This is a genomic window from Prosthecobacter sp. GW821-HT29F12, from assembly GCF_058803405.1.
Map to the genome: position 1 here is coordinate 6,471,909 of NZ_CM179517.1, position 12,023 is coordinate 6,483,931.

10 protein-coding genes are annotated in these 12,023 nt (G+C 60.4%); 9 read left to right on the plus strand and 1 reads right to left on the minus strand.

What is annotated here, in order from left to right:
* The first annotated feature begins 110 nt into the window (after nt 1-110).
* Nucleotides 111-542, plus strand: coding sequence for a YkgJ family cysteine cluster protein (locus AC3RLQ_RS26700; protein ID WP_422319937.1), 432 nt, complete (start codon nt 111-113; stop codon nt 540-542).
* Between the two features lie 2 nt (nt 543-544).
* Here the strand turns inward: AC3RLQ_RS26700 and AC3RLQ_RS26705 are convergent, their stop codons facing one another.
* Complete coding sequence (locus AC3RLQ_RS26705) at nt 545-1,117, minus strand: c-type cytochrome domain-containing protein (RefSeq protein WP_493031721.1); 573 nt, start codon at nt 1,115-1,117, stop codon at nt 545-547.
* An 83-nt stretch (nt 1,118-1,200) separates the two neighbouring features.
* On the opposite strand from AC3RLQ_RS26705, the gene AC3RLQ_RS26710 reads away from it, so the two are divergent.
* The 8 genes from AC3RLQ_RS26710 to AC3RLQ_RS26745 all read left to right on the plus strand — a co-directional run bounded on the left by AC3RLQ_RS26710 (nt 1,201) and on the right by AC3RLQ_RS26745 (nt 12,018).
* Complete coding sequence (locus AC3RLQ_RS26710) at nt 1,201-2,067, plus strand: RluA family pseudouridine synthase (protein WP_487683150.1); 867 nt, start codon at nt 1,201-1,203, stop codon at nt 2,065-2,067.
* Nucleotides 2,068-2,327: 260 nt separating this feature from the next.
* Entirely contained in the window at nt 2,328-6,140 is a 3,813-nt protein-coding gene (locus AC3RLQ_RS26715; RefSeq protein ID WP_493031722.1) for a beta strand repeat-containing protein, read from the plus strand.
* Nucleotides 6,141-6,371: 231 nt separating this feature from the next.
* Complete coding sequence (rpsB, locus tag AC3RLQ_RS26720) at nt 6,372-7,064, plus strand: 30S ribosomal protein S2 (RefSeq protein WP_422319933.1); 693 nt, start codon at nt 6,372-6,374, stop codon at nt 7,062-7,064.
* Nucleotides 7,065-7,088: 24 nt separating this feature from the next.
* Nucleotides 7,089-7,685, plus strand: a complete 597-nt coding sequence (gene tsf / locus AC3RLQ_RS26725) for a translation elongation factor Ts (RefSeq protein ID WP_493031723.1) — start codon at nt 7,089-7,091, stop codon at nt 7,683-7,685.
* Nucleotides 7,686-8,060: 375 nt separating this feature from the next.
* Nucleotides 8,061-9,125: a 3-deoxy-7-phosphoheptulonate synthase gene (locus AC3RLQ_RS26730; protein WP_493031724.1), complete on the plus strand. Its 1,065-nt coding sequence runs from the start codon at nt 8,061-8,063 to the stop codon at nt 9,123-9,125.
* Nucleotides 9,122-10,117 (plus strand): bifunctional heptose 7-phosphate kinase/heptose 1-phosphate adenyltransferase, encoded by a 996-nt coding sequence (locus AC3RLQ_RS26735; protein WP_493031725.1) that lies wholly within the window; start codon nt 9,122-9,124, stop codon nt 10,115-10,117. The genes AC3RLQ_RS26730 and AC3RLQ_RS26735 overlap by 4 nt, the downstream gene beginning before the upstream one ends.
* Nucleotides 10,114-10,695, plus strand: coding sequence for an SIS domain-containing protein (locus AC3RLQ_RS26740; protein WP_493031726.1), 582 nt, complete (start codon nt 10,114-10,116; stop codon nt 10,693-10,695). Before AC3RLQ_RS26735 ends, AC3RLQ_RS26740 begins: the two co-directional genes overlap by 4 nt.
* A gap of 21 nt (nt 10,696-10,716) precedes the next feature.
* Nucleotides 10,717-12,018 (plus strand): flippase, encoded by a 1,302-nt coding sequence (locus tag AC3RLQ_RS26745; RefSeq protein ID WP_493031727.1) that lies wholly within the window; start codon nt 10,717-10,719, stop codon nt 12,016-12,018.
* Nucleotides 12,019-12,023: the final 5 nt, after the last annotated feature.

The window sequence follows — 12,023 nt, forward strand, 5'->3', positions numbered from 1 at the left end:
CGGGCTCGTACGATGGGGGCGGAATGGGAAATCTCAAATCTCAAAATGCCGCATTGCAAAAATCGCGTGCCACCCCTGCCAGCGCAGCCATGCTGCATGTCCCCCCCCGCATGAAACCACCAAAGCCAGACCACCGCCATGAAATCGAGGCGATTTACGCCGAGCTGGAGCGTCGGCCGCTGCCCCGACAGTGCGAGATGCGCACCGGTTGCTGCCACTTCCGGCTGGCAGGTCACACCCCCATGCTCACCCGTGGGGAGGCTTTGTATGCAGCCCAGGGAGTCCGTGCCAGCGGACGCAAGGCGCTCAAACCTCATCCCGACGGCGCCTGCCCCCTGCTGGGTCGCGATGGCCGTTGCACTATCTACAAAAACCGCCCCTTTGGCTGCCGCACCCACTTTTGTGCCGAAGCCGGGGGCATGTATCCACGCAAGCACGTGGCGGATCTCATCCAGCGTCTTGAAGCTCTCGACGAACGTCTCGGCGGCAGCGGTTCCCGCCCCCTGGAATCCGCCGTGAGTGACGCCCTGGCTGAAATGTGACCTCAAGGCGCTGCGCAATCACGCGCCAGCTTCTGGCTGGCCTCGGACAGCCTCGTCAGCGCCACGGATGCCTCCTTGCCGTTGGCAGGCATGCGCAGCACCACGTATTCACCCTCCAGGCGCACAAAGCCCGCCTTGATCGTTTTGCCTTCGGTGCTGGTCCAGCTCATGATCGGTGGCAGTGATTTTTTGACCGCTGTCGGGGCCAGTTTCGGCGCATCCTTGTCAAAGCTTGCCCCTTCACTGATCCATTCCGTGATCTTTTTGATCTCCGCACCGGAAAGGTTTTCATTGGGCGGCATGTGGTTCTTGCCGTCATTGACGATGACTTCGAGGAAATGGCTTTCCGAAGGTTTCCCCGGGCGGATCTGCGCCACGTCGTTGTCAGCGATGTCCATTTTGAAGGTCTTCAGGTCGTCAAAGACAAAGCCCCCCTTCTTTTTCCCGGTTTTCTCACTGTGGCACTCATAGCAGTTCCGCTCCAGAATGGGCTGGATGTCCTTTTGGAAATCCGCCGCAAAGACGGATGAGACAGCTAGGAATGGAACGATCAGGGAAGGGCGGAGCAGGGACATGGAAGGCGCGTTTTTGAGCTCAGCAGGAACGTGCCATCCCGCTTTTCCTTAGCCAGCATCTTTTTTCCGTGGCATGTGACCCCATGCCTGAGCAACGCACCGTCACCGCAGCCACCGAACTCCTGCCTTTTCTTTTCGAAAACTGGCCGGACATGAAGCGTACGCGCCTCAAGCAGTGGCTCAAATACGGCAGCGTCCGCGTGAATGACCACGCCGTGACCCGCCACGACCACAAGCTCAAGCCCGGCGACAAGATCACCATCAAGGTGGAGCGCGCCCCGCGTGCCAATGTCAAGCCCCTGCCTGCCGGTCTCAGCATCGTGTATGAGGATGAGGCCATCATCGTGCTGAACAAAGGCGCAGGCTGGCTAACTGTGGCCACGGATTCCGGCAGTGGCCGCACCGCCTATGCCGCACTCACCGACCACGTGCGCGGCACCGATGTCCGCAACCGCGTCTGGATCGTCCATCGTCTGGATCGCGACACCTCCGGACTCATCGTTTTTGCCAAAACTGAGCCTTTCAAGCGCATCCTGCAGCAGAACTGGCACCTTTTTGACAAAACCTACCTCGCCATCACCGAAGGCGTCATCAAACGGGATTCCGGCACCCTGCGCTGCCATCTCAATGAAGAGTTCTCCCTGCGCGTCCGCAGCGTTCCGCCGGATGAGGACACCCGCGAGGCCATCACCCATTTCAAAGTGCTCAAGCGCACGCATCACACCACGCTCGTCGAGCTGAAGCTCGAAACCGGACGGCGCCACCAGATCCGTGTCCATCTTTCCGACATGGGCCATCCCATCGTGGGAGACAAGCCCTACGGTGCCACCACCGATCCCGCCAGACGCCTCGGCCTCCACTCCAGCGAGCTTCATTTCATCCATCCCGCGACCGAGGAAAAAATGGACTTCGTTCTGCCCCTGCCGGACGCTCTGGCCAAGCTGGTGTAATGGTGGGCGCTAGTTTGTTTTAAAGGTCTGTCTAAACTGGCGCTTTTTCCTAGTGTCGAGGGCCTTTTTGCTGTCGAAACGGACGGTGTCTTGGCGTATGTCAGGAGCCCTCATTCAGACGCATGTCTGAAAAAAACCTCCTTGATTTGAAAGCCGCCTCCACCCCAGCTGCCGTCTCCCATTTTTCATCTTCAGTCACTTCTCTTCAGGCCCCAGCGTTCTCGCTGCGTGTTCTGGGTCCGTGTCTGAATCGGTGTTTCATGACAGCCATCGCCTGGAGCGTCATGCTCTGCCTCAATGGCAGGCTGCAGGCTGCCAACGACCTCTACTGGGATACCAACGGCACCGCCGACGGCTCCGGTGCAGCCACCGGCACTTGGGGCAGCAGTCTCTTTTGGAACACCGATCCAGCCGGTGTTAGCAACACCTTTCAGAGCACCACAGACGGCAGCAACGATCTCCACTTTTCCGCCGGCACCAATGGCACCACTGGGACCATCACCGTCAGCGGCGCACAGTCTGCCAACGGACTCTATTTTGAAGAAGGCGCTGTCACGCTCAGCGGCGGCACCTCCATCACGCTCAGCGATGGAGCCATCATCAACAACATCACCGGCGTGATCCCCACCATTTCCACCGCGCTGATCGCCACCGGCTCCGTCACCCTCACCGGCACGCGCATCTGGCTGAACAACTCATCGTTCAACGGTGGAGGTACTCTCAATGCGAACACCTCCAACGCCACCCTGCTGGAAAACAGCGGTGCCTTGAACGGCCTCGCCACCATCAACGTCAACACCATTGGCGGTGGTCTCGACATCCGGCAGAACCTCAGCGGTTCCACCAATTATAATTACGCCTCCGGCACCACGCTGAACTTCGTCAACTCAAGCGGACTCAACACCAACATCAGCACTGCAGTCACTTCATCAGTCACCTGGCTGGGAAACATCACCATCGCCAGCGGGAAGACAGCCACCTTGAGCGCGTTTGGCACTGGCAGCATCTTCGCCATCAATGGGAACATTTCCGGAGCAGGTGGTGTGACGATCAGCGGGGCGGGTATCCTGGTGTTCTCGGGAGCCAACACCTATGCCGGAACCACGACAGTCACTGCATCCACGCTCCAGATCACGGGCGGTTCTGCCATTGCGGACACAGGGCTCGTCGCCATGAGCATCGGATCGTCCTCCAACACTTTGGATGTTCAGACCAGCGAAATCATCGGTGCGCTCAGTGGCGGCACCGCCGCATTCAGTGTGGTGAATCTTGCCACCGGGCAGACGCTGACCCTTACTTCCGGGGCCCAAAGCTACAGCGGGATTTTCACCGGCAGTGGCAGGTTGACTGTCTCGGGAGCCATCCAAACCTTGGCCAGCACCATCACTCTCACCGATCTGAACGTCACCAGCGGCGCGCTGACGCTTTCTGCGGCCAACACGATAACCAACGGCCTTTCGCTCAGCGGTGGCACCGTGCTGCTCCTCAATGCGGGTTCCGCAGGAACCAGCGCCATTCAGGCCAGCGGGGGCACTCTTCAGGTCGGCGTGGCCCGTGGCAGCTCGCTCACCTTGGCCAATGCGATCAACGTTTCTGCGGGTACCCGCACCTACCTCTCTCCGCAGGCCAATGGCGGCAGCTCCGGCACCGCTACGATCAATTTTGGCGGAACGCTCACCGTTAATGCAGGCGGCATCCTGACACTCGGTGCTCCCGGCAGCAACGCCGCCTACGGCACGGCCAATGGCGCGCTCCTCTTTGGTGCAGCCGCAACTTCTGGCACCAAGTTCCAGCTCAACGGCAACAGCTTCACCGTCACCGGCTTGCGCACGGATGCCACCACACCTGGCACTGCCACTGTGGAAAACGGCTCCACCACCGCCGCTACTCTCACCGTCTCCCTCGGCTCCGGCATCACCAACACCTATGCCGGCACCTTGCGCAATGGCGGCACCGGCGCGCTGGCCCTCACCCTCAATGGCGCGGCAGACTCTGTGCTCACTCTTTCGAGAGCCAACACCTTCACCGGAGCCACCACCGTCACCTCGGGCAGTCTCGTCCTCACCCACAGCCTCGCCTTGCAGGGCAGCACCGTCATCACGGGCGGTGCCGGCCTCGTGTTCGATGCATCCGTCGCCAGCCACACCTTCACCTTCGGCGGCCTCAGTGGCACGACCGACCTCGCGCTCACCGACAACGCCTCAGGAGCCGTGACACTCATCATCGGAAACAACGGCACATCACAAACCTATTCCGGTATCCTGAGCGGATCCGGCGCCCTCACCAAGGTGGGAGCAGGAATTCAGACTTTCAGCACCGCCCAGACTTACACGGGGGCAACGACCGTCAATGGCGGCACCTTGAAGATTCTCTTCGGCAGTGGTCCACCGACCAGCAACATCATCGATCCCGGCTCTGCCCTCATCCTTGGCGGCGGCACGTTTTTGCAGCAGCAGAGCACATCGGGGCCAAACTCCCAGACTCTGAACGGAGTGACCATCCGCGCGGGATCTTCCGTGGTGAACCAAATCCGCGTGGGAGGAGGCGTAATGCTGCTCACCCTCGGCTCTGTGACGCGTGAAACCGGTGGCACCGTGGCCTTCAGTGCCAATGGCAGCGGCACCTCGGGCATCGCCGCCACAGGAACGAACACCGCCTCCGGCATCATCGGCGGCTATGCCACTTACCTGACCACCAATGGCGGTGCCACCCTCAGCAATACCACAGACTGGGCCACCTTCAGTGGTGGCAAGATCGTCGCTCTGGGCGCTGGCTCTTACTCCAATACCGCTGCCACGACCGCGTCCACCAATCTCGACCTCACCTCCAGCCTCACCCTCAATGCCAACGTCACCGTCGGCAGCATCCGGTTCAACAATGGTACGACCCCAACGACGCTCACCCTCAACGGCACCCACACCATCGACAGCGGCGGCATTCTAGTCACCCCGACCGTCGCCGGCAATGCCACCCGCATCACCGGTGGCTCCATCACTTCTGGAAACGGCCAGGACATCATCATCATCCAAAACAACACCAGCGCCGCTCTTACTCTGGACGCCACTCTGACCGGTGCGGTCGGCCTCACCAAAAGCGGTGGCGGCCAGTTGATCCTCTCCGGCACCAATGACTACACCGGTGCCACCTATCTCAATGGCGGCACCACCAGCATCAGCAGCAATGCCAACCTCGGGGCCGTCGCCACGGGTGCCTCGGTCAATCTTAATGGCGGCACCCTCTCCGCCACCTCCTCGGTGACGCTCGACAACGGCGGCAGCGCCAAGCGCAACATCACTCTCGGCAGCAACGGTGGCACCCTCGATGTCGCTTCCGGCCAGACCCTGACCGTCAGCGGCTCTCTCAGTGGAGAAGGCGCTTTGAACAAGACAGGTGCAGGTACCTTGGTGCTCAGCGGCACCAGCACACAAACCGGCACCACCACCGTCACAGCGGGCAATCTTCAAGTGGGTGCCTCCAGCAGTGGCCAGACAGGCACTGGCCAGATCATTCTCAATGGTGCCGACGCGGTGCTTTCCGGCACAGGCCAGGTTCAAGGCACCACCACCGTCACTCAGGGCACCGTCCGGCCTGGTGACGCCGGCGGCACCGCAGTCGGGACACTGACCACCAGCGAGCTCATCTTCACCCCGGTCACCGCCACCACCGTGATCGAACTCCAGATCACGGGCTCCAGCGGAACGTCCACCCTCGCCTCTGACAAAATTCTCATTGGCGGCGCGCTCACCCTGAACGGCAACAGCAATATCGTGGTGAAGGGCGACACCTACAATCCCACCCTTGGCGACACCTTCGTGCTGCTGGACTGGAACACGGTGCTCGACACCGGCACCACCTCCGTTTTCAGCATCGGAACCAACAACCGCACGGGGGCCAACATCGGCAACGAGGGCAATCTGGACCTGCCTGATCTCAGCACTTATGGCCTCACCTGGCAGATCCTCGACTTCAGCGGCAGCGGATCGCTGACCGCGGTCGTCGTTCCTGAACCCTCCCGCGCTTTGCTCCTGCTGCTGGGAATCCTACCACTATGGATGCGCCGCAGGCGGTCCTAGGCGGCTCGTTTTTGTCGCTGCCCCCGGGGAAACCGTCTCTTTGTGGCGATTCCGCAGGAGAAAAACTGCTTGCCGTAGCTGGGGATGCCGGTAACATCGCGCCCCTTTTGCCGGGCCATGTTGGTCAGGCCAAAGGATTCAAACCAAAGCCCGTTCGACCGGATCAGCCCTTGTGGCTGAGCGTTTTGCCCCCAAAACGTGCGGAAGACAGGCCCCTTAGATACCAAATACATGTCAACACAGATCCTCGCCGAGCTCGTCGAAGCCGGAGTCCATTTCGGACATCAAACCAAGCGCTGGAACCCCAAGATGAAGAATTTCATCATGGGCACCAAAAACCAGATTCACATCCTCAACATCGAGGAAACCGTCAAGCAGATCGACACGGCCGCTGAATTCCTGGCCGACCTCGCTCGCCGCGGCAAAAAAATCCTGTTCGTCGGCTGCAAACGCCAGGCTCAGGAAGCCGTGAAGCAGGCCTCCGAAGCTTGCGGTCAGTACTATGTCAATCATCGCTGGCTGGGCGGCACTCTCACCAACATGGAGACGATCAAGAAGAGCATCGCCCGTCTCAATTACCTCGAAGAGATCGAGAGCAAGCCTGAGTTCAAGCTCATGTCCAAGAAGGAGCTTGCCGGCCTCAACCGCGAGCGTATCAAGCTTGAGCGCAACCTGCGCGGCATCCGTCACATGGGCAAGATCCCTGACGCTGTCGTCATCGTTGACTCCGCCCGCGAGCACATCGCCGTTCATGAGTCCCGCCGTCTGAAGATCCCGATCGTCGCCCTCGTGGACACGAACGCCGACCCGAACATCATCGACTACCCCATCGCCGCCAACGACGACGCCATCCGCTCCATCCGCATCATCCTGCAGAAGCTGATCGACCCCGTCATCGTCGCCACTGCTGAAGCCAAGAAGTAATCCCTTTCACCCCCCAACCGACACATGGCTGAAATCTCCGCTAAACTCGTCATGACCCTGCGTGAAAAGACCAACGCAGGCATGATGGAATGCAAAAAAGCCCTCACGGAAGCCGCCGGCGACCTTGAGAAGGCTGAAACAATCCTCCGCAAAAGCGGCACCATCAAGGCCGAGAAGAAGGCCGACCGCCAGACGAAGGAAGGCATCATCGCCTCCTACATCCACATGGCCGGCCGCATCGGTGTGCTCATCGAAGTGAATTGCGAAACCGACTTCGTCGCCCGCAATGACAACTTCCAGGCCCTCGTGAAGGACATCTCCCTCCACATCGCCGCCTCGAACCCTCGCTACCTCACGCGCGAAGACGTCCCAGCGGACCTCGTCGCCAAGGAGCGCGAGATCGGTGCCGAACTGGTCAAAGGCAAGCCCGCGAACATCGTGGACAAAATCGTGGACGGCAAAATGGAGAAATTCTATGCCGACAACTGCCTGCTCGAACAAGCCTTCATCAAAGATCCCGAAATCACCATCGCGAATCTGATCAAAGGCAAGATCACCGAGCTGGGCGAAAACCTCGTCGTGCGCCGCTTCGTGCGTTACGCCGTGGGTGAAGACCTCTAAGAGCTAGTTCCTTCAACAACTCACGAAAGGCGGTCGGCAACGACCGCCTTTTTTCTTGTTCACGCAGCAAATCCGAGAGCCTCGCACAGGTGTTTCGTGAAGGATTGCCGGATATTTAGCTTTGCTAAAATACCTAAATCATGCAAAATTTCCGTAATTGGCATATTTGCTATGAGTGGAGACCCACAATTGGCATCACAGCCTGCGTCCTGTGCGCACCCGAAATCCATCGACCTGCGGTGGTGCCTGAGAGATGGGCACCACGGGCGGCAGCTTGCCGCATGACTGAGATTTCGCATCTTCGCTGAACTTTCGGTTTCCACTGCCGCCAGTTTCCTCCATTCTGCGCGCCCGCTTTTTGCCCCCCCTTTTGCCGTGAGCCAAACCCACCCCACTGACGACCTTCGCGTCGCTGAAATCCTTCCCCTCATCCAGCCCGCTCTGCTCATGCATGAGTTCCGCCTGGGGGAGCTGGAATCCGCCTTCATCGAAGACTCGCGCAAACGTGCCGAAGCCATCCTGACTCTGAAGGATGACCGCCTCCTCGTCGTTGTCGGGCCCTGCTCAATTCACGACACCAAGTCGGCGCTCGAATACGCCCAGCACATCATTCAGGCACGCGAGAAATACGCGGCCGATCTCGAGATTGTGATGCGCGTCTATTTTGAAAAGCCGCGCACCACCGTTGGCTGGAAGGGATTCATCAACGATCCGCATCTTGACGGTACCTTCGATATTAACGCAGGCCTCCGTGGCGCACGCGATCTCCTCATCAAGCTCACCAAACGCGGCGTTCCTGCCGGCACAGAGTTCCTGGATGTGATCACCCCGCAGTACATCGCCGATGTGGTCGCCTGGGGCGCCATCGGGGCACGCACCACGGAAAGCCAGGTGCACCGCCAGCTCGCCTCCGGCCTGTCCATGCCCGTGGGATTCAAAAACGGTACCGATGGCGGCATTCAGGTCGCGCTGGATGCCATCGAGGCCGCCAAAGGCCAGCATTGCTTCCTCTCCGTGACCAAGGACGGCGTCGCCGCCATCGTGAACACCAAGGGCAACAACGCCTGCCATGTCATCCTGCGTGGTGGCAAAGCGGGGACAAATTTTGATGCCGCCTCCATCAAGACCGTTGCAGACCAACTCACCGCACGTGGCCTGCCCGCCAGCGTCATGGTGGACTGCAGCCACGGCAACAGTCTCAAGGACTACCGCAAGCAGCCCATCGCTTCTGCTTCACTGGCCGAACAAATCGCCGCAGGCAGCACCGCCATCACCGGCGTGATGATTGAAAGCCATCTCGTCGAAGGCCGCCAGGACACCAAGCCCGGCCAGCCCCTCACCTATGGCCAGAGCATCACCGATGCCTGTGTCTCCTGGGAGACCACGGTAGGGATGCTCGACGAACTCGCCGCCGCCGTCCGCACACGCCGCCGCAAATGACCTTCACTCGCGATCATCTCCAACGCCTCGCGCAAGGCCGCATCCTCGTGGTGGGAGATGTCATGCTCGATCACTTCATCTGGGGCCACGTCCGCCGCATTTCGCCGGAGGCGCCCGTCCCCATCGTGGAGGTTACCCGTGAGGAATTCTATCCCGGTGGTGCCGCCAACGTCGCCCGCAACATCTCGCCCTTCTCGCCAAACACCCATCTCATGGGCCGCGTCGGCAAGGACATGGCAGCGGACAAGCTCCGCTCCCTCCTGATCGAGGACAAGGTCGATCCCGCCCCGCTGCTGGTGCATGAAACACTGCCCACGATCTCCAAAGCACGCGTCTCCGCCCGCCAGCAGCAGATCGTTCGTGTTGATCGCGAAAAACTGCTGCCACTGACGGATGCCGAACTCATCGAGGTGGAGCAGCGCCTGCGTGATCTGGCCCCCAACCTCGACGCCATCATTCTGGAAGACTACGGCAAGGGCTTCATGACAGAGCCGCTCATGCAGCTCGTCGCGAAGATCGCCGCCGAGCACAAGCTCATCGTCACCGTCGATCCATCTCCGCGCAATCCATTGCCCTGGGCCGGCGTTTCGCTGGTGAAGCCAAACCGCCTCGAAGCCTTTGCCGCTGCCGGTCTCGAAGATCATCTGCTGACCGAAGCTCCGCTCGAAAACAACGAGCTCCTCGAAGTGGGCCGCGTGCTGCTCGCCAAATGGAACGTCGCCAGTGTCCTCGTCACCCTGGGGGAGCAGGGAATGATGCTGTTTGAGCGTGGACAGCCCCCTCATCACATCCCGACGCGTGCGCGTGAAGTTTTCGATGTTTCAGGCGCTGGCGACACCGCCATCGCCCTGCTCACACTCGCTCTCGCCAGCGGCCACAGCCTGCGCGAAGCCGCTGATATCTCGAACCACGCCAGCGGCATCGTCGTTGGCAAGCTCGGCACCGCCACATTGACGCCAGACGAGTTGCTGGCAGCCTTCTCATCCAAATGAGCACCGAATTCGCCTCTCTTTTCAAAACACATCTCAGCGAGCATCAAGACGCTATCGCCAAATTGAGTGCGATGGGTGATCAGATCGCTCCACTTGCCGCCGCCTGGCTCACCGCGCTCAAGGATGGGAAGAAAATCATCTTCTTCGGCAACGGTGGCAGCGCCGCCGATGCGCAGCATCTCGCTGCCGAACTCGTCGTGCGTTACCGCATCAACCGCCCTGCCATGGCGGGTCTCGCCTTGACCACCGACACTTCGATCCTCACGGCTCACAGCAACGATTTCGGCTACGACACTGTCTTCTCACGCCAGATCGAAGCGCTCGCTCAGCCGGGCGATGTCGTGCTCGGCATCTCCACCTCAGGCACCAGCAAAAACGTTCTTCTCGGCCTTCAGGCTGCGAACAAGCGCGGCTGTGTCACCATCGCCTTCACCGGCGAAAAAGGCGCAGATTGCGCGGCTGAAGCCAGGCTGAGTTTCAAAGCCCCCTCCTCCATCACCGCACGCGTTCAGGAATGCCACCTTCTCATCGGGCATCTCCTCTGCGATGTGGCGGAGCAAAGCTTCGCGGCGGCTTAAAGCCCGCGTTTTGCGTCCTTCATGGCCGCTGGCAGTCACATCCTCAAAACCTTCTCGCTGGCGACGACGCTGCGCGTGGTACGCCTTGTGTTGAGCTTCATGCTCACCTGCGCGCTCGCGCGTTATCTCGGTGGCAGTGGCTTTGGCCAGATAGCCGTCGCCATGGCAGCTGTGTCAGTTCTCTCGAGCATTGGCGAACTCGGCTTCGCCCGCTATACCGTCCGCGAACTCATGAAGAAGGGCACAGACCAGTCCGCCGTGCTCGGCATCACGATCACGGCCCGGTTCATCGTTTCCGCATCTCTCTTCGCCGGTCTGATCGCATGGATCGGCTGGCGCAAACCGGAAGGAACGCTGCTGCTCGTCGTTTACGGCTTGCAGTTGCTTACCAATCCCGCCACCGAAATCCTCTCCTGGCTGGAGGCTCATGGGCGTGTGTCGCAGTCCGTCATCGCCCAGTTTACCGGCTTCATCGTCAGTGCCGCCTGCATTGCGGCGGGCATCTGGTATCGGGCACCGCTGTGGTTTTTTGCCCTGACGTATGCGCTGGAAGGCTGGATCTTCATCTCCCTCTGTGCACTCGTCTTCCATCGTTGTGGCGGCAGCGTCAAATGGGGTGCCTTTCAATGCTCACGTGCGTTCGCGCTCGTCAGCCGTTCTTGGCCGGAGCTTGCCTCCCAGGCTGCGTTGATCCTGCTTTTCCGTCTCGATACCATGATGATCGAGTGGCTGCGCGGCACGGAGGAGGCCGGCATCTACGGTGCCGCCGTGCGCGTTTCTGAAATGGCCTACTTCATGCCGGGCATACTTGCCACGCTGTTTCTACCGCGGCTGATGCAGGATCGCCAGAGCACCGCCGAGCGCTTTGAAAAAAGCGTGGTCGATTACTTTTCCGCCTCCGTCATGCTCGCCTTCGCCGTGGCTGCCGGACTGCTGCTGCTCTCACCCTGGATGTCCATGGCATTCGGCACTGGATTCTCCCGCAGTTCTGAAATGCTGCGTATACATGCCTGGGCCTTCATTCCGTACGCAATTGGCATCGCCCGCACGCAGGTTCTGACAGTGGAAGACAAGCTGGCCGCAAACCTCCCTTCCGTCATTGTAGCCGTCGCAGTCAACGCCGCGTTGAACAGGCTGTGGATTCCCGCTCATGGCGGTGTCGGCGCGGCATGGGCCACGCTGGTTTCCTACACGCTGGCCTGGGTGGTGTGGACCTATCTCTCGCCTTGGCTCCGTCTGAACGTCTCAGGCCTCATGACTCGTGCGTTCATGGGCCTGCCGCGTTTCACATGGCTGCGCATGCGCTCGCTGCTGCACTCCTGATTTTT

Bases quoted from the DNA above. Each gene is read 5' to 3' on its own strand.
- AC3RLQ_RS26705 (WP_493031721.1), bottom strand. From the start codon at position 1,117: ATGTCCCTGCTCCGCCCTTCCCTGATCGTTCCATTCCTAGCTGTCTCA.
- AC3RLQ_RS26740 (WP_493031726.1), top strand. From the start codon at position 10,114: ATGAGCACCGAATTCGCCTCTCTTTTCAAAACACATCTCAGCGAGCAT.
- AC3RLQ_RS26710 (WP_487683150.1), top strand. From the start codon at position 1,201: ATGCCTGAGCAACGCACCGTCACCGCAGCCACCGAACTCCTGCCTTTT.
- AC3RLQ_RS26715 (WP_493031722.1), top strand. From the start codon at position 2,328: ATGACAGCCATCGCCTGGAGCGTCATGCTCTGCCTCAATGGCAGGCTG.
- tsf (WP_493031723.1), top strand. From the start codon at position 7,089: ATGGCTGAAATCTCCGCTAAACTCGTCATGACCCTGCGTGAAAAGACC.
- AC3RLQ_RS26700 (WP_422319937.1), top strand. From the start codon at position 111: ATGAAACCACCAAAGCCAGACCACCGCCATGAAATCGAGGCGATTTAC.
- AC3RLQ_RS26745 (WP_493031727.1), top strand. From the start codon at position 10,717: ATGGCCGCTGGCAGTCACATCCTCAAAACCTTCTCGCTGGCGACGACG.
- rpsB (WP_422319933.1), top strand. From the start codon at position 6,372: ATGTCAACACAGATCCTCGCCGAGCTCGTCGAAGCCGGAGTCCATTTC.
- AC3RLQ_RS26735 (WP_493031725.1), top strand. From the start codon at position 9,122: ATGACCTTCACTCGCGATCATCTCCAACGCCTCGCGCAAGGCCGCATC.